A 17,685-nucleotide genomic window follows, 5' to 3' on the forward strand; every position below is an offset into this window, starting at 1 on the left:
ACAGGTGTGACACAGGGGTGTACGGAGGAGTACGGCGAGGCCCCCGGGAGGCGAGATCAGCTTCCCGGGGGCCTCTCCGCGTTCGCACCGCCTTCGCGGTCCTTCTGGTCCTCCCGGTCCTCCCGCGCGAAGACCTGGATCAGCCACGACGAGAACGCGCCCGTCACCGCGCCCAGCAGTGCCACACCGCACCCCATCAGGCACGCCGCGTACACCCGGCCCAGCGGCGTCACCGGGGTCACATCGCCGTAGCCGACCGTGGTGATCGCCGCGCAGGCCCACCACACGGCGTCGCCGAAGGTACGGACGGTGGCGCCCGGGGCTCCCCGCTCCTGTTCGTAGACGGCGAGCGCCGCGGCGAAGCTCAGCAGGCCCGTGGCCAGCCCGGCGTACGCCATCACCCGCCCGTACAGACTGAGCCGGGGGCGGTCGCGGCGGCGCTGCACCGCGAGATAGGTGTTCACGATCCGCAGCGGGCGCAGCAGGGGCAGGACAAGAACGACCGTGTCCAGCAAGTGGGTCCGCACGAAGCGCGGGCCCTCGCCGCTGAGCAGCAGCCGTACCACGTAGTCCAGCAGGAAGAGCGCCCAGATCAGCAGGGTCAGGCCCAGCGTCAGGCCGCGCCAGAACGGGCCGATGCCGGGGAGCAGGACCCGTACCGCATAGCAGGCGAGGAAGAGCAGCGAGCCGGCGAACAGCGGCAGATCCGTGCGCCGCTCCCAGCGGAGCAGCCGGTCGGATGCGTTCCGGACATGCATCGCCCCAGCATGTCCGGAGGCCACCGGATCAGGGCCCGACGACACGCTTCTCCGGGCCGAAGTCATATGCTGCACAGCATGACGAGTGAGCCGGAGCAGCAGATCGGAGTGGGGACCCAGGACGCGTTCCAGCGCCTGTGGACGCCCCATCGGATGGCCTATATCCAGGGCGAGAACAAGCCCACCGGTCCTGGCGCCGAGGACGGCTGTCCCTTCTGCTCCATCCCGTCCAAGTCCGACGAGGACGGACTGATCGTCGCGCGCGGCGAGCGGGTGTACGCGGTGCTCAACCTCTATCCGTACAACGGCGGCCACTCGATGATCGTGCCGTACCGCCATGTCGCCGACTACACGGATCTGGACGACGCGGAGACCGCCGAACTCGCTCTCTTCACCAAGCACGCGATGACCGCGCTCCGTACCGCCTCGGGCGCGCACGGCTTCAACATCGGGATGAACCAGGGGGTCTCGGCAGGCGCGGGGATCGCCGCCCATCTCCACCAGCATGTGGTGCCGCGCTGGGGCGGCGACACCAACTTCATGCCGGTCGTCGGGCATACGAAGGTGCTTCCGCAGCTCCTCGCCGATACGCGCGCGATGCTCGCGGAGGCCTGGCCCGTACAGCCTGATCCCGAAAACAGGCCGTAGACAGCCCGTGCGGGCAGGGCGCGGCTCACGCGTCGTACGCGTCGACCTTCTTCGGCGACGGGTCCTGCACCGCGCCGAAGAGGGAGGCCGCGCGGCTGCTGAAGCCCGAGGTGTCCACCCCGTGCTCGTCCAGCACCCGCAGCGCCGCCTTGTGCGCCACCCGCAGGACGGGAGTGGCGGCGCGCATCGCGTCATCGGCCATGAAGCGGTGCTTCCACGGCTGCTCGGCCCAGGGGTGCCGCAGACCGAAGGGCTCGGGCAGCGCGATCTTGCCGCCGAGGAAGTCCAGGATCGGCGGATACCAGGTGAAGGGCGCCCGCACCGCCAGCCGGACCGCCTCCTTCGGCTCCACCAGCGGCAGGGTCCGCGAGGTGGTCTCCCAGAACCGGACGGTCTTGGGCCGGCTCACGGTCTTGGCCGAGGGGCCGGAGGTGAAGAGCCCGTGGATCGGACCCAGCGCATGTCCTGAGACCTCGATCCGCAGGGTCTCGTGCAGCACGGTCACCGTGATCATCATCGTGATCACCAACTGGCCGTCCCAGAGGACGAACTGCACCCCGAGATAGTGGCGATTGCCGGCGCCGAACTGCTGCTCGTTGCAGATCTTCTGTATGGCGTGGCTCTTGAACTGATACCCGTCCACATCCTGGCCATCGGGCCGGGACACCGAGCCGGCGCCCTCCCCGACGGCTGAGACGATCCAGTGCTTGACCGAAGGAGGCGGAAAACCACCGGAGTTGATCGGGCCGCGCTCCAGGAGCTTGAGCTGGTCGTGGATCGCGCGTATCACGTCATAGCTGCGGAACTGGTGGATCTCCTTGCCGGGGTCCTTGGGCACCAGGGCCTCGGCGAGCTGCCAGCTTCCCCAGCGGGTGCCCATGCCGAGAATGCCCTTGGGGCCCGCGTAGAAGACGACATTGGAGTGCTGCTCGGCGGTCAGCTTCTCCACGCCCGTACGGATGGCTTCGCGCCTGGCGTCGCCCGGGTTCCCGGGGACGGCCTCGGGCACCTTGGCACCCAGGCCGCCGCCGGCCAGCAGATCGGACCAGCGGGCCCGTAGATCCTTCGCGGTGGTCTCGCAGATCCGCCGGGCCAGCACCCAGCCGATCACCGGGCCGACGATCGCGCCGCGTACGTACCAGCCGAGGAAGCCGTCGAACGGCAGCCGCAGCAGCAGGATCACCGCCAGCAGGCCCACGCCCAGCAGCACTCCGGTGCCGATCAGCCCCGAGCGCCGGTCCTTCGAACCCGCGAGGGTACGGCGGAGCTGGAAGACCCCCAGCCAGACCAGCAGCCCGGGCAGGAAGACCAGCCCGAACAGGGCGGTCACCGCGGTGAGTTTGATGTCGCGGTCCTTGCGGATCCGCTGTGCGGCCAGCGCGTGCAGCACCACGGTCTGCGGCTCCATGCCGAACGACTGGATGAGCGCTCCCCGGCCGCCGCCGAGCGTACGCATGTGCAGGGCCCGCGCGAACGCCTCGCCGAGATTGGGCTCGAACAGCGAGAACCTGCCCTTGGTCACCTTGGACTTGTGAATCTCGTTGTCGGCCTTGAGGATGTCCTCCATCGGGCTGTCCCGGTAGGACACCGAAGCGAGCGCGTTCGTCGCCGCGGTCTGCCCGGTCCCTCCCTGGAGCGGGATCTGTGCCCCCGGGCTGAAGTCGAATCCGCCGTCCGCCACTGCCGCCCCCTCGCCGCAAGGATCCGCTGCCGCCACTGTTCCCGGCCCGCGCGCCCCGCACACGTGCTGAGCTGGGCACCACAGCGTAACCGTGCGGCGCCTTCCGCGTCATGGGGCTGTCTGTCTTCAGCCACCGGCGTATATCGGACCGGTGGTGTCAACCGGACAGTGCTCGAACTAGTGCCCCTCCCGGCAACGTTTGCCCCGTCGCGTCGCCCTGCACGCACGCTCGCGGCGTTGGCCACAAGCCCAAGTAGCTCCGCTACGAGGGCTTCCGGCCGCCTTGCGATCGCACGCACCGGACGCCGCTCCTTGACGGGCAAACATTGCCGGTCGCGGCACTAGACGATGCTCGCCTCCTGTTCACGGAGCCGGTCCGCGACCCCCGGCGGCATCGGCTCGTGACGGGCGTACGAGCGGCTGAAGCGGCCCGTGCCGTGTGTGACCGACCGCAGCTCCACCGCGTACCGTCCGATCTCCAGCTCCGGCACCTCGGCCTTGACCAACGTCCTTCCAGGGCCTGCCTGTTCGGTGCCGACGACCCGGCCGCGCCGTCCCGAGAGGTCGCTCATCACCGGCCCCACGTACTCGTCGGGGATCAACACCCGTACCTCGGCGACCGGTTCCAGCAGATGGATCGCCGCGTCACCGGCCGCCTCGCGCAGCGCCAGCGCGCCCGCCGTCTGGAACGCGGCGTCGGACGAGTCCACCGAGTGGGCCTTTCCGTCGAGCAGCGTGACCCGGATGTCGACCAGCGGATGGCCCGCCGCGATCCCCCGCGCGGCCTGGGTCCGTACGCCCTTCTCCACGGACGGGATGAACTGCCGCGGCACCGCGCCGCCCACCACCTTGTCCACGAACTCCACACCGGAGCCCGGCGGCAGGGGATCCACCTCGATCTCGCAGATCGCGAACTGGCCGTGGCCGCCGGACTGTTTCACATGCCGGCCGCGCCCCGCCGCGCTCTCCGCGAAGGTCTCCCGGAGCGCGACCTTGAAGGGTACGGCGTCGACCTGGACGCCGTACCGGCTGCGCAGCCGGTCCAGCGCCACGTCCATATGCGCCTCGCCCAGACACCAGAGCACCACCTGATGGGTGTCCTGGTTCTGTTCCAGACGCATCGTCGGGTCCTCGGCGACCAGCCGGGCCAGCCCCTGGGACAGCTTGTCCTCGTCCGCCTTGCTGTGGGCCTGGACGGCCAGCGGCAGCAGCGGGTCGGGCATGGTCCAGGGCTCCATCAGCAGCGGATCGTCCTGGGCGGAGAGGGTGTCCCCGGTCTCGGCGCTGGAGAGCTTGCCGACACAGGCCAGGTCCCCGGCCACACAGTGGCCCAGCACGCGCTGCTGCTTGCCGAACGGGGACGAGAGCGCGCCCACCCGCTCCTCGACATCGTGGTCCTCGTGCCCCCGGTCGGTCAGACCGTGGCCCGAGACATGCACCAGCTCGTCGGGGCGCAGGGTGCCCGAGAAGACCCGTACGAGAGAGATCCTGCCGACATAGGGATCGGAGGCGGTCTTGACCACCTCGGCGACCAGCGGTCCCTCCGGATCGCAGTGGATCCCCCGGCGCGGGGCGCCCTCCGGAGTGGTCACCTCGGGGGCCGGGCGCTCCAGCGGGCTCGGGAATCCGCCCGCGATCAGATCGAGCAGCTCGACGGTGCCGAGGCCCTGCCGGGCGCCGGGCGGGGCGGGGGCCGCGGCCAGCACGGGATGGAAGATGCCGCGCGCCACCGCCTTCTCCAGATCCCCGATCAGCGTCTTGAGATCGATCTCGCCGCCGCCGAGATAGTGGTCCATGAGGGTCTCGTCCTCGCTCTCGGCGATGATCCCCTCGATCAGCCGGGCCCTGGCCTCCTCGATCCGCGGCTCCAGCCCCGCACCGGGCGGGCTCTCCCGCCGCTCCCCGGAGGCGTAGTCGAAGACGCACCGCGAGAGCGGGCAGCCGAGCCCGGTGGCCTGCGCGTGCCCGTCGGGGCCCTCGGGCCCGTACACCGGGAGGTACAGCGGCAGTACGGCGTCGGGGTCGTCGCCGCCGAACATCCGGCCGCACAGCCGGACCATCTCGTCGAAGCCGGTGCGGGCCGTGTCGAGATGCGTGACGACGATCGCGCGCGGCATGCCGACGGCCGCGCACTCCTCCCACACCGCGCGGGTGGTGTCCGCCACGGCCTCCGCCTCCTGCGCGGCCGACACAATGAAGAGGGCCGCGTCCGCTGCCCGCAGACCGGCCCTGAGTTCCCCGACGAAATCGGCGTAGCCGGGGGTGTCCAGCAGATTGATCTTGTACCCGCCCCATTCCACCGGGACGAGGGAGAGCTGTACGGAGCGCTGCTGGCGGTGCTCGATCTCGTCGTAGTCGGAGACCGTGCCGCCGTCCTCGACCCGGCCCGCCCGGTTGAGGGCGCCCGCGGTGAGCGCGAGGGCCTCGACGAGGGTCGTCTTGCCTGAGCCGCTGTGGCCGACCAGCACCACATTCCGTACGGAGGCGGGCCGGTCGGCCGTCGCCGCCCTGCCGGCGGCCCCGGTGTGTGATTGCGCCTTGTCGCCCATGATTCCTGCCTCCCGGTCGCTCGCGGGTGGCGAGTCTGGTAGGGGATGGGGGATATGGAGGGAATGTGCGGGCGCGGGCCGGGGGAGCCGCCGCGGCAGCTCCGGCGATGCCCGCGGTGGTCCTTCGAGCTTCGCACTCCGGCCATGGTGCGTCCATACGTCGTACGCGGGGGCGTGCTGTGGGTGCCCGGCGGTACGGTGTGAGGGTCGTGGCTACGATGGGCCAGGTCCTGTCCGGCCGCCCCTCGCTGCGCTGTCGGATTCGCCCAAGTACGTTCCGTACAGGGCGATCCTCCGCCTTGCGACGCACGGCACCGGACACCGTCGGCCGGCAGCGAAGACCGGCCGGACAGGACCTAGCCGGTGGCCGTCGGGGCCGCTCGGCCCACCGAACCTCGGGAAGGCCATGCTGAACAAGTACGCGCGTGCATTCTTCACGCGTGTCCTCACACCGTTCGCGGCGTTTCTGCTCCGGCGCGGAGTGAGTCCGGACGCCGTCACACTGATCGGCACTGCCGGAGTGGTGGCGGGCGCCCTGGTCTTCTTCCCCCGCGGGGAGTTCTTCTGGGGCACGATCGTCATCACCCTGTTCGTGTTCTCCGATCTCGTCGACGGCAATATGGCCAGGCAGGCGGGGATCTCCAGCCGCTGGGGCGCCTTCCTCGACTCGACGCTCGACCGGGTCGCCGACGGGGCGATCTTCGGCGGCTTCGCGCTCTGGTACGCGGGCAAGGGCGACGACAACGCGCTGTGCGCCGTCGCGATCTTCTGTCTGGCGAGCGGTCAGGTCGTCTCGTACACCAAGGCCCGCGGCGAGTCCATCGGGCTGCCGGTCGCCGTCAACGGGCTGGTCGAGCGGGCGGAGCGGCTGGTGATCTCGCTGGTCGCGGCCGGTCTGGCCGGGCTGCACGCGTTCGGTGTGCCGGGGATCGACATCCTGCTGCCGATCGCGCTGTGGGCGGTGGCGGTGGGCAGTGCGGTGACGCTGGGGCAGCGGGTCGTGACCGTACGGCGCGAGTCCGCGGAGGCCGACGCGGCGGCAGCGGCCGGACCGGGGCCCGGCAGCGCGGGGAGCGGGAGCGCGTCATGAGCGGTGCGAGCGAGCGGCTGACCGGCATCCTGTACGGGCTGGGCTGGAGCACGGTCAAGAAGCTCCCGGAGCCCGTGGCCACCGGGCTCGGCCGGACCATCGCGGACACCGCCTGGAAGCGGCGCGGCAAGAGCGTGCTGCGCCTCGAAGCCAATCTGGCGCGGGTCGTGCCCGACGCGGGGCCCGAGCGGCTCGCGGAGCTGTCCAGGGCCGGGATGCGCTCGTACATGCGGTACTGGATGGAGTCGTTCCGGCTGCCCGCCTGGAGTACGGAGCGGGTCAGCGGCGGTGTCGAGATCAAGGACATACACGCGCTGACGGACGGGCTCGCGGCCGGGCGGGGCGTCATCCTGGCGCTGCCCCACCTGGCCAACTGGGATCTCGCGGGGGCCTGGCTCACCCGGGGGCAGGGCGTGCCGTTCACGACGGTCGCGGAACGGCTGAAGCCGGAGTCGCTGTACGACCGGTTCGTGGCGTACCGCGAGAGCCTGGGCATGGAGGTGCTGCCGCACACCGGTGGCTCCGCGTTCGGGGCGCTGGCGCGGCGGCTGAGGAGCGGCGGGCTGGTCTGTCTGGTCGCCGACCGCGATCTGTCGGCCTCCGGGGTCGAGGTCGAGTTCTTCGGTCAGACGGCCCGGATGCCGGCCGGGCCCGCGCTGCTGGCCCAGCAGACCGGGGCGCTGCTGCTGCCGGCGACGCTCTGGTACGACGACTCGCCGGTGATGCGGGGGCGGGTGCATCCGGCGGTCGAGGTGCCGGAGTCAGGTACGCGGGCCGAAAAGACGTCTGTGATGACACAGGCGGTGGCCGACGTCTTTGCCACCGGAATCGCCGAGCACCCGGAGGACTGGCACATGCTGCAACGGCTGTGGCTCGCGGATCTCGAACCAGGGCGGACCGGCGGCTCTGCTGGGGGCCCGCTGTGAGAATCGGCATCGTCTGTCCGTACTCGTGGGATGTGCCCGGCGGCGTCCAGTTCCACATCAGGGACCTGGCGGAGCATCTGATCAGGCTCGGCCACGAGGTGTCCGTCCTGGCGCCCGCGGACGACGAGACGCCGCTGCCGCCCTATGCCGTCTCGGCGGGGCGGGCCGTGCCCGTGCCGTACAACGGCTCGGTCGCGCGGCTGAACTTCGGCTTCCTGTCGGCGGCGCGGGTACGGCGCTGGCTGCACGACGGCACGTTCGATGTGATCCATATCCATGAGCCGACCTCGCCGTCGCTGGGGCTGCTCGCCTGCTGGGCGGCGCAGGGGCCGATCGTCGCGACGTTCCACACCTCGAATCCGCGGTCGCGGGCGATGATCGCGGCGTATCCGATCCTCCAGCCCGCCCTGGAGAAGATCAGCGCGCGGATCGCGGTGAGCGAGTACGCGCGGCGGACGCTGGTGGAGCACCTCGGCGGGGACGCGGTGGTGATCCCGAACGGTGTCGATGTCGACTTCTTCGCCAAGGCCGAGGTCAATCCGGCGTGGCAGGGGCGGACGATCGGGTTCATCGGGCGGATCGACGAGCCGCGCAAGGGGCTGCCGGTGCTGATGAAGGCCCTGCCGAAGATCCTCGCGGTCTATCCGGAGACCCGGCTGCTGGTGGCGGGGCGCGGGGACGAGAGGGAGGCGGTGGGGTCGCTTCCCAAGAAGATGCGGTCGCGGGTCGAGTTCCTCGGGATGGTCAGCGACGAGGACAAGGCGCGGCTGCTGCGCAGTGTCGACCTGTACATCGCGCCCAACACGGGCGGCGAGAGCTTCGGCATCATCCTGGTCGAGGCGCTGTCGGCGGGCGCGGCGGTGCTGGCGAGCGACCTGGACGCGTTCGCGCAGGTCCTGGACCAGGGGGCGGCGGGCGAACTCTTCACCAACGAGGACGCGGACGCGCTGGCGGGCGCGGCGGTCCGCCTCCTCGGCGACGCCCCGCGCCGCGAGGCCCTCCGCGAACGCGGCAGCGCCCATGTCCGCCGCTTCGACTGGTCCACGGTCGGCGCGGACATCCTCGCGGTCTACGAAACGGTGACGGACGGCGCGGCGTCGGTGGCGGCGGACGACCGCACGGGCCTGCGCGGCCGCCTCTTCCGCCGAGGCGAACACGACGGCACGACCACGGGCCCCACAACCCCGACGACAGACCCCCAATACCGCACAGGCACGTCACCGTCCCCGGCCTGACACCGCGTGCTTGGTGCCGCGTGGACGGCGCAAGGGGCGGCGCGTCGCACGCGAGCGGGGTGCCGGCCCGGTGTGCGTGGGCGCTGGCCTGTATCGCTGTTGGCGCAGGCGCCGCGAAGCCGGCGCCGTCGGGGGTGCGTTGGTGGGAGCGCGGGCGCTGGCCCGTATGGCCGTTGAGGGTGCCGGCGACGGCCCGGTGCCCGTTGGCTGGACGCGGGCGCTGGCCTGTGTCGCCGTTGGCGTAGGCGCCGCGAAGCCCGGCGCCGTCGGGGGTGCGGGGTGCCGGCCCGGTGTGCGTCGGCGGGAACGCGGACGTCGGCCCGTACCGCCGTTGGCGCGAGCGCCGCGAAGCCGGCGCGGTCCGGTGTGCGTTGGGCGCCGCGAAGCTGGCGCCATTGGGGGGTGGGGCGTCAGCCCCACGGTTTTCCCCCTCCGCAGGAGGGGGCCGGGGGTCCGGGGGCCTGCCCCCGGTTTCGGGAAGGGGCGGGGTGGGGGACATCCCCCCGGTCACTGAGAACGCCCCGGTAGCCTGCCCCGCGTGACCGAAACTCTCGTCTGGATCGTCGTCGCCGTCGTCGCCACCGCCCTCTACCTGAGCTGGACCGCCGGCCGCCTCGACCGGCTGCACACCCGTATCGACGCCGCCCGCGCCGCCCTCGACGCGCAGTTGCTGCGGCGCGCCTCGGTCACCCAGGAGCTGGCCACCTCCGGCGTACTGGACCCTGCCGCGTCCATCGTGCTGTACCAGGCCGCGCACGCCGCCCGCCAGGCCGAGGAGGAGCAGCGCGAGGTCGCCGAGAGCGAGCTGAGCCAGGCGCTGCGGGCCGTGTTCGGGGAGGCGGCTCAGGTGGAGGCGGTACGGGCGGCCCCCGGCGGCGAGGAGGCCGCGGGCGAACTCGCCGCGGCGGTACGGCGCGTACCGATGGCCCGCCGGTTCCACAACGACGCCGTACGCGCCGCCCGCGCCCTGCGCCGGCACCGTATGGTCCGCTGGTTCCGGCTCGCCGGCCACGCCCCGTTCCCGCTCGCCTTCGAGATGGACGACGAGCCGCCCGTAGCGCTGGCGGACCGCCCCGGCACCTGAACCGGCCCCCTCGGCCCGACCCGACCCCGCCCCCGCCCCGGCCCCTCCGCGTTGAGAACGATCCACCGCCTGTTCATTGGCCCTTGCTGTGGACCGCACCCGGGGCGTTCCCTTATTCGGCAGTTCCCCGTCCTTTTCAGCCAGTGAGCCAGTGAGGTCGCTTCGTGTCCAGCCCGCTCCCCACCACCCCTCAGTCCGCCGAGACCGGCACCGCGCGCGTCAAGCGCGGTATGGCCGAGCAGCTCAAGGGCGGCGTGATCATGGATGTCGTCACGCCGGACCAGGCGAAGATCGCCGAGGACGCCGGCGCGGTCGCCGTGATGGCCCTGGAGCGGGTTCCCGCCGATATCCGCAAGGACGGCGGCGTCGCCCGGATGTCCGACCCGGACATGATCGAGGGCATCATCGACGCCGTCTCGATCCCCGTCATGGCCAAGTCCCGGATCGGCCACTTCGTCGAGGCACAGGTCCTCCAGTCCCTCGGTGTGGACTACATCGACGAGTCCGAGGTGCTGACCCCCGCCGACGAGGTCAACCACTCCGACAAGTGGGCGTTCACCACCCCCTTCGTCTGCGGTGCCACCAACCTCGGCGAGGCCCTGCGCCGGATCGCCGAGGGCGCGGCCATGATCCGTTCCAAGGGCGAGGCCGGCACCGGCAATGTCGTCGAGGCGGTCCGTCACCTGCGCCAGATCAAGAACGAGATCGCCAGGCTCCGCGGCTTCGACAACAACGAGCTGTACGCCGCCGCCAAGGAGCTGCGCGCCCCGTACGAGATCGTCAAGGAGGTCGCCGCGCTCGGCAAGCTGCCCGTGGTGCTCTTCTCCGCCGGCGGTGTCGCCACCCCCGCGGACGCGGCGCTGATGCGCCAGCTCGGCGCCGAGGGCGTCTTCGTCGGATCCGGCATCTTCAAGTCGGGCGACCCGGCCAAGCGCGCCGCCGCCATCGTGAAGGCCACCACGTTCTACGACGACCCCAAGATCATCGCGGACGCCTCCCGGAATCTGGGTGAGGCCATGGTCGGTATCAACATCGACACCCTGCCGGAGTCCGAGCACTACGCGAAGCGCGGCTGGTAACGCCCGCATGAGCACGCGCACCCCTGTGATCGGCGTCCTGGCGCTCCAGGGCGACGTCCGGGAGCATCTGGGCGCCCTGGCCGCGGCGGACGCCGAGGCCAGGACCGTCCGGCGCCCGGACGAACTCGCCGAGGTCGACGGCCTGGTCATCCCGGGCGGCGAGTCCACCACCATGTCCAAGCTGGCCGCGCTCTTCGGGATGCTGGAGCCACTGCGCGCCCGGGTACGGGACGGGATGCCCGTGTACGGCACCTGCGCCGGGATGATCATGCTGGCCGAGAAGATCCTCGATCCCCGCTCGGGCCAGGAGACCATCGGCGGTATCGACATGATCGTCCGCAGGAACGCCTTCGGCAGGCAGAACGAGTCCTTCGAGGCGGCCGTGGAGGTCGACGGCGTCGACGGCGGTCCCGTGGAGGGTGTCTTCATCCGTGCGCCCTGGGTGGAGTCGGTGGGCGCGGAGGTGAAAGTGCTCGCCTCCTACGGAGGGCACGTTGTCGCCGTACGGCAGGGCAACGCGCTGGCGACCTCGTTCCACCCGGAACTCACGGGCGACCACCGACTGCACCGCCTCTTCACGGAGATGGTCCGGGACGCATCAGAAGGTGCGCGCGTCAGCGCTCCTTGAGGGGTGGCGGTTGGGTGACGGGCGGGCGAGCCAGTCCCGGTAGGATCTCTGCCGAGCAGAGGCAGAACCGGTTACGCGAAGGAGACAGGCAGATGTCCGGCCACTCTAAATGGGCTACGACGAAGCACAAGAAGGCCGTGATCGACGCCAAGCGCGGCAAGCTCTTCGCGAAGCTGATCAAGAACATCGAGGTCGCGGCCCGCACCGGCGGCGCCGATGTCGAGGGCAACCCGACCCTCTTCGACGCCATCCAGAAGGCGAAGAAGAGCTCCGTGCCGAACAAGAACATCGACTCGGCCGTCAAGCGCGGCGCCGGTCTTGAGGCCGGTGGCGCGGACTACGAGACGATCATGTACGAGGGGTACGGCCCGAACGGTGTCGCCGTCCTGATCGAGTGCCTCACCGACAACCGCAACCGCGCGGCCTCCGACGTCCGCGTCGCGATGACCCGCAACGGCGGCTCGATGGCCGACCCGGGCTCCGTCTCGTACCTCTTCAACCGCAAGGGCGTTGTGATCGTCCCCAAGGGTGACCTGGGCGAGGACGACGTGCTGGGCGCTGTCCTGGACGCGGGCGCCGAGGAGGTCAACGACCTCGGTGAGTCCTTCGAGGTGCTCAGCGAGGCCACCGACCTGGTCGCGGTCCGCACCTCGCTCCAGGAGGCCGGTCTCGACTACGACTCCGCCGAGGCCACCTTCGTCCCGACCATGCAGGTCGAGCTGGACGAGGAGGGGGCGCGCAAGATCTTCAAGCTGATCGACGCGCTGGAGGACAGCGACGACGTCCAGAACGTCTTCGCCAACTTCGATGTCTCGGACGACGTCATGGAGAAGGTCGACGCCTGACACGGGGCTCCTGACAGGGCTCCTGACGGAGCTTCGGCGAACGGGCCGGCGGGGACACCACTCCGCCGGCCCGTCGCGTTGTCAGTGCCGACCGATACTGTGCTGAGCAGCGCTGATCCGTGGCGGCACAGGGGCGACCACGGCGACCACGCAGTGAAGTGAGGGGAGGGCGCGATGCGGGTGCTGGGCATTGACCCCGGACTGACACGGTGCGGTGTCGGTGTCGTCGAGGGCTCCGCGGGACGCCCGCTGACGATGCTCGGGGTGGGTGTGGTCCGTACGCCCGCCGACGCCGAGACCGGCGAGCGTCTGGTCGCCATCGAGCGCGGCATCGACGCCTGGCTCGACGAGCACCGGCCCGAACTCGTCGCGGTGGAGCGGGTGTTCGCGCAGCACAATGTGCGTACGGTCATGGGCACCGCCCAGGCCAGCGCCGTCGCCATGCTCTGCGCCGCGCGCCGCGGCATACCCGTCGCGCTGCACACCCCCAGCGAGGTCAAGGCCGCCGTCACCGGCAGCGGCCGGGCGGACAAGGCCCAGGTCGGCGCGATGGTGACCAGGCTGCTGCGCCTCGACGCCCCGCCGAAGCCTGCCGACGCCGCGGACGCCCTCGCCCTGGCCATCTGCCATCTGTGGCGTGCGCCCGCCATCAACCGTCTCCAGCAGGCACAGGCGGCGGCCCGCGCCTCCCGAGTCCCCGCCGCCGGCCCCACCACCGCATCCGTACGGAAGGCCCCGCGATGATCGCGTTCGTCAGCGGCCCGGTCGCCGCGCTCGCCCCGACCACGGCCGTGATCGAGGTCGGCGGTGTCGGCATGGCCGTCCAGTGCACCCCCGGCACCCTCGCCTCCCTCCAGATCGGCCGCCCCGCGAAGCTCGCCACGTCCCTGGTCGTACGGGAGGACTCGCTCACCCTCTACGGCTTCGCGGACGACGACGAACGCCAGGTCTTCGAACTGCTCCAGACCGCCAGCGGAGTCGGACCCCGGCTGGCGCAGGCCATGCTCGCCGTACACACCCCCGACGCCCTGCGCATCGCCGTCTCCACCGGCGACGAGAAGGCGCTCACGGCCGTCCCGGGCATCGGCAAGAAGGGCGCCCAGAAGCTGCTGCTGGAGCTGAAGGACCGGCTCGGCGAACCGCTCGGTACGGTCATCGGCCGCCAGGGCGCCGCCGCCATGGCCCCCGCCGCCTGGCACGATCAACTGCACGCCGCTCTGATCGGCCTCGGCTACGCACCCCGCCAGGCCGACGAGGCGGTCACCCAGGTCACGCCCCAGGCCGAGGCCGCCCTGGCGCAGGGCGCGCAGCCCCCCGTACCGCAGTTGCTGCGCGCCGCGCTCCAGAGCCTGAACAGAACGCGTTAGCCGGCCGGAGCGCGCTCCGCCCGGGCCGGACAGCGTCCGGCCCCCGAGGACCTGCCCGCAAGGCCCTACCCCGAGATGAGACAGAGAGTGAACTGGGACGACACCGGCGGCGAGACGCCCGACGCCGCGGCGGAGCGGCTCGTCCGCGCCTCCGCGGACGGCGAGGACCAAGCCGTCGAGGCGGCCCTGCGGCCCAAGTCGCTGGACGAGTTCGTGGGCCAGGAGCGCGTCCGCGAGCAGCTCGACCTGGTGCTCAAGGCGGCCCTGGCGCGCGGCGCCACCGCCGACCATGTCCTGCTCTCCGGAGCCCCGGGACTGGGCAAGACCACCCTCTCCATGATCATCGCGGCCGAGATGAACGCCCCGATCCGGATCACCTCGGGCCCCGCCATCCAGCACGCGGGCGATCTCGCCGCGATCCTCTCCTCCCTCCAGGAGGGCGAGGTCCTCTTCCTGGACGAGATCCACCGGATGTCCAGGCCCGCCGAGGAAATGCTCTACATGGCGATGGAGGACTTCCGGGTCGATGTGATCGTCGGCAAGGGGCCCGGCGCCACCGCCATCCCGCTGGAGCTGCCGCCCTTCACCCTGGTCGGCGCCACTACCCGGGCCGGACTGCTGCCGCCCCCGCTGCGCGACCGGTTCGGCTTCACCGGCCACATGGAGTTCTACGAGAGCGCCGAACTGGAGCGCGTCATCCACCGCTCCGCCCAACTCCTGGACCTGGAGATCGACCCCGCGGGCGCCGCCGAGATCGCCGGGCGCTCCCGTGGCACCCCCAGGATCGCCAACCGGCTGCTGCGCCGCGTACGGGACTACGCCCAGGTCAAGGCCGACGGACAGATCAACCGCGAGGTGGCCGCCGTGGCCCTCGCGGTGTACGAGGTCGACGCGCGCGGCCTCGACCGGCTCGACCGTGCCGTGCTCCAGGCCCTCCTCAAGCTCTTCGGCGGCGGACCGGTCGGCCTCTCCACCCTGGCGGTGGCCGTGGGGGAGGAGCGCGAGACGGTCGAGGAGGTCGCCGAGCCCTTTCTGGTACGGGAGGGCCTGCTCGCCCGTACCCCCCGCGGCCGGGTCGCCACCCCCGCCGCCTGGGCCCACCTCGGGCTCGTACCACCGGAGCGCGCACCGGGCGCGGGCGGACAACAGGGGCTGTTCGGGACGTGACGCGAAGCCGCACGCCCGGCCAGGAACCCGCGTACGGTGCCGGGCGTTGTTCCAACGACGCGGACTCGCTTAGACTCCGCCGATGCCGCCCCTACAGGTCGGCGTGCCCACCCCCGTATATAACAGGCCGCTCGACAGCGCGGTCGTGCGAAGGAAGTTCCCTCCCGTGAGTCTCGTGACCCTCCTCCCCTTCATCGTGCTCATCGGGGCCATGTTCCTGATGACCCGGTCCGCCAAGAAGAAGCAGCAGGCCGCTGTGCAGATGCGCAACGACATGCAGCCCGGCACCGGCGTCCGCACCATCGGGGGCATGTACGCCACCGTGAAGGAGGTGCACGACGACACGGTCCTCCTGGAGGTCGCTCCCGGTGTTCACGCCGTCTACGCCAAGAACGCCATCGGGGCGGTCCTGGACGACGACGAGTACAACCGCATCGTGCACGGCGACGACGACCTCGCGGCCGACGGTACGGTCGTGCCGGACGACGCCTCCTCGCTGATCGACGCCGACGCCACCGCCGCCACGGACGACGGCAAGATCGATCTGGTCAAGGAGACCGGGACGGACGACGACGCCAAGGCCGCCAAGTCAGGGGCCGACGCTGACGACGCCGCCGAGGACGTCAAGGACACCAAGGGCGCGAAGTCCGACGACGCGGCCGACACGTCCGGCAAGGCCGGAGACAAGGCCGACGGCGAGGGCGGCGCGAAGTAGTCAGGCCGCGCCGGCGGGCCGTACCGCGGCCCGAGGAGCATGGTCCGTGCTGAATTCCGCGGGGGCTGGTCCCCACAACACTTCGTGGCCGCTCCGGCGCACACCCGGCGTGGGGCGGTTGGACAGGGAGAATCGAGAAGGTGGCAGCACCTAATAAGGGCCGAAGGCAAGCGGGGTCCCCAGGCAGGCCGGGCCGCACCCTGGCACTGTTCCTGATTGCCATGGTCGCCCTCACGGGCGGGATGTTCTGGTCCGGTCATGTCACGCCACGTCTGGGGATCGACCTCGCCGGCGGTACGAGCATCACGCTCCAGGCGAAGAACACACCGGGCAAGCCGAACGCGATCAACAAGACCAATATGGACACCGCCGTCAGCATCATCGAGCGGCGTGTCAACGGTCTTGGTGTCTCGGAGGCCGAGGTCCAGACCCAGGGTGACGAGAACATCATCGTCAACATCCCCAAGGGGACGAACGAGAAGCAGGCCCGGGAGCAGGTCGGTACCACCGCCCAGCTCTACTTCCGGCCGGTGCTGACCGTCGCGGCCGGGGGCCAGACCGCTCCGGCACCGACCGCGAGCGGCTCTCCCAGCCCCTCGGGCAGCCCCTCGCCGAGCACCTCGGCCAGCGGGGACAAGGCGAGCGAGCCCTCCTCGTCGGCGACGCCCTCGTCGAGCGCCACCACCCAGGGCCGGGCCGTCACCGACGCCCTGAAGAAGGCCAGCCCCACCCCGAGCGGCTCCGCCTCCGGCTCGCCCAGCGCCCCGGCGACCCCGGACCCCTCCGCGACACCGTCCGCGGACCCGGCCACCGCCGCGCTGGAGAAGAAGTTCACGGACCTGGACTGCACCAAAGAGGCCCAGCGCACCAAGGCCAACCAGGGAGCCGCGCCCAAGGACACCATCGTGGCCTGCGGCAAGAACTCCGGGGACCAGTGGGAGAAGTACATCCTCGGCCCCGCCGAGCTGGAGGGCACGGACGTCGACGACGCCAAGGGCGTGCTCGACCCCCAGCGCGGCATGTGGATCGTCACCATGGACTTCACCGGTGGCGGCACCAAGAAGTTCCAGTCCATCACCGGCAAGCTCTCCCAGCAGCAGCCGCCGATGAACCAGTTCGCCATCGTCCTCGACGGCAATGTCGTCTCGGCGCCCTCGGTGAGCCAGACCCTCGGCGGCAGCGCCGAGATCTCCGGCAGCTTCACCCAGCAGTCCGCCCAGGACCTGGCCAACATCCTGTCGTACGGCGCGCTGCCCCTGACCTTCGAGGAGCAGAGCGTCACCACCGTCACCGCCGCGCTCGGCGGTGAGCAGCTCCACGCCGGTCTGATCGCCGGCGCGATCGGCCTCGCCCTGGTGGTCATCTATCTGGTGACCTACTACCGCGGTCTGTCGCTGATCGCCATCCTCAGCCTCGCGGCCTCGGCGATCATGACGTACACGATCATGGCCCTGCTCGGCCCGGGCATCGGCTTCGCGCTGAACCTGCCCGCGGTCTGCGGAGCGATCGTCGCCATCGGTATCACCGCTGACTCGTTCATCGTCTACTTCGAACGGATCAGGGACGAGATCCGCGAGGGCCGTACGCTCCGGCCGGCCGTCGAGCGCGCCTGGCCGCGCGCCCGCCGTACGATCCTGGTCTCCGACTTCGTGTCGTTCCTCGCCGCCGCGGTGCTCTTCCTGGTCACCGTCGGCAAGGTCCAGGGCTTCGCGTTCACCCTCGGTCTGACCACCGTCCTCGACGTGGTCGTGGTGTTCTTCTTCACCAAGCCGGTGATGACGCTCCTCGCCCAGAAGAAGTTCTTCGCCAGCGGACATTCCTGGTCCGGTCTCGACCCCCAGCGGCTCGGCGCCAAGCCGCCGCTGCGCCGTTCCCGCCGTGCAAGCGCCCCCACCGAACCGAAGGAGGCGTGA

15 protein-coding genes and 1 pseudogene are annotated in these 17,685 nt (G+C 71.1%); 13 read left to right on the top strand and 3 right to left on the bottom strand.

Annotated features, from left to right (window positions below):
* Positions 1-56 precede the first annotated feature (56 nt).
* Positions 57-758 carry a potassium channel family protein gene (locus ACFU9P_RS21725; RefSeq protein WP_376373304.1) on the bottom strand — a complete coding sequence of 234 codons (702 nt, stop codon included), beginning with the start codon at positions 756-758 and terminating at the stop codon, positions 57-59.
* 66 nt (positions 759-824) lie between these two features.
* Between ACFU9P_RS21725 and ACFU9P_RS21730 the strand changes: the two genes are divergently transcribed.
* The gene (locus ACFU9P_RS21730) at positions 825-1,406 is read left to right on the top strand and encodes an HIT family protein (RefSeq protein ID WP_384083264.1); all 582 of its coding nucleotides are present in this window, start codon (positions 825-827) and stop codon (positions 1,404-1,406) included.
* A gap of 25 nt (positions 1,407-1,431) precedes the next feature.
* On the opposite strand, the gene ACFU9P_RS21735 is transcribed toward ACFU9P_RS21730, so the two are convergent.
* Together ACFU9P_RS21735 and ACFU9P_RS21740 are read right to left on the bottom strand one after the other, a co-directional pair.
* Positions 1,432-3,087 carry a hypothetical protein gene (locus ACFU9P_RS21735; RefSeq protein WP_384083267.1) on the bottom strand — a complete coding sequence of 552 codons (1,656 nt, stop codon included), beginning with the start codon at positions 3,085-3,087 and terminating at the stop codon, positions 1,432-1,434.
* Between the two features lie 341 nt (positions 3,088-3,428).
* A complete protein-coding gene (locus ACFU9P_RS21740) occupies positions 3,429-5,636 on the bottom strand; it encodes an elongation factor G-like protein EF-G2 (RefSeq protein ID WP_384083269.1) in 2,208 nt (735 codons plus the stop codon).
* Positions 5,637-6,042: 406 nt separating this feature from the next.
* Between ACFU9P_RS21740 and pgsA the strand changes: the two genes are divergently transcribed.
* The 12 genes and pseudogenes from pgsA to secD all read left to right on the top strand — a co-directional run bounded on the left by pgsA (position 6,043) and on the right by secD (position 17,685).
* Complete coding sequence (gene pgsA, locus ACFU9P_RS21745; protein WP_384083272.1) at positions 6,043-6,726, top strand: phosphatidylinositol phosphate synthase; 684 nt, start codon at positions 6,043-6,045, stop codon at positions 6,724-6,726.
* Positions 6,723-7,652, top strand: a complete 930-nt coding sequence (locus tag ACFU9P_RS21750; RefSeq protein WP_376373318.1) for a phosphatidylinositol mannoside acyltransferase — start codon at positions 6,723-6,725, stop codon at positions 7,650-7,652. The genes pgsA and ACFU9P_RS21750 overlap by 4 nt, the downstream gene beginning before the upstream one ends.
* Positions 7,649-8,788 (top strand): annotated as a pseudogene (locus tag ACFU9P_RS21755) (glycosyltransferase family 4 protein); the annotation flags it as partial. The gene ACFU9P_RS21750 and the pseudogene ACFU9P_RS21755, both read left to right, overlap by 4 nt.
* A 637-nt stretch (positions 8,789-9,425) precedes the next feature.
* Positions 9,426-9,971, top strand: a complete 546-nt coding sequence (locus ACFU9P_RS21760; RefSeq protein WP_376386029.1) for a hypothetical protein — start codon at positions 9,426-9,428, stop codon at positions 9,969-9,971.
* Positions 9,972-10,135: 164 nt separating this feature from the next.
* Complete coding sequence (gene pdxS / locus ACFU9P_RS21765; protein ID WP_376386027.1) at positions 10,136-11,050, top strand: pyridoxal 5'-phosphate synthase lyase subunit PdxS; 915 nt, start codon at positions 10,136-10,138, stop codon at positions 11,048-11,050.
* 7 nt (positions 11,051-11,057) lie between these two features.
* On the top strand, positions 11,058-11,678 hold the full coding sequence (gene pdxT, locus ACFU9P_RS21770; protein ID WP_384083277.1) for a pyridoxal 5'-phosphate synthase glutaminase subunit PdxT: 621 nt from the start codon (positions 11,058-11,060) through the stop codon (positions 11,676-11,678).
* Positions 11,679-11,770: 92 nt separating this feature from the next.
* The gene (locus tag ACFU9P_RS21775; protein ID WP_376386023.1) at positions 11,771-12,523 is read left to right on the top strand and encodes a YebC/PmpR family DNA-binding transcriptional regulator; all 753 of its coding nucleotides are present in this window, start codon (positions 11,771-11,773) and stop codon (positions 12,521-12,523) included.
* Positions 12,524-12,697: 174 nt separating this feature from the next.
* Positions 12,698-13,267, top strand: a complete 570-nt coding sequence (ruvC, locus tag ACFU9P_RS21780; protein WP_384083280.1) for a crossover junction endodeoxyribonuclease RuvC — start codon at positions 12,698-12,700, stop codon at positions 13,265-13,267.
* The gene (gene ruvA, locus ACFU9P_RS21785) at positions 13,264-13,890 is read left to right on the top strand and encodes a Holliday junction branch migration protein RuvA (RefSeq protein WP_376386019.1); all 627 of its coding nucleotides are present in this window, start codon (positions 13,264-13,266) and stop codon (positions 13,888-13,890) included. The genes ruvC and ruvA overlap by 4 nt, the downstream gene beginning before the upstream one ends.
* Before the next feature lie 87 nt (positions 13,891-13,977).
* Complete coding sequence (gene ruvB, locus ACFU9P_RS21790) at positions 13,978-15,057, top strand: Holliday junction branch migration DNA helicase RuvB (RefSeq protein WP_376386031.1); 1,080 nt, start codon at positions 13,978-13,980, stop codon at positions 15,055-15,057.
* Positions 15,058-15,223: 166 nt separating this feature from the next.
* Entirely contained in the window at positions 15,224-15,772 is a 549-nt protein-coding gene (gene yajC / locus ACFU9P_RS21795) for a preprotein translocase subunit YajC (protein ID WP_384083283.1), read from the top strand.
* A gap of 140 nt (positions 15,773-15,912) precedes the next feature.
* Positions 15,913-17,685, top strand: coding sequence for a protein translocase subunit SecD (gene secD / locus ACFU9P_RS21800; protein ID WP_376386015.1), 1,773 nt, complete (start codon positions 15,913-15,915; stop codon positions 17,683-17,685).

This window comes from Streptomyces sp. NPDC057617 (assembly GCF_042800555.1).
In the GTDB taxonomy this organism is placed as follows: Bacteria; Actinomycetota; Actinomycetes; order Streptomycetales; family Streptomycetaceae; genus Streptomyces.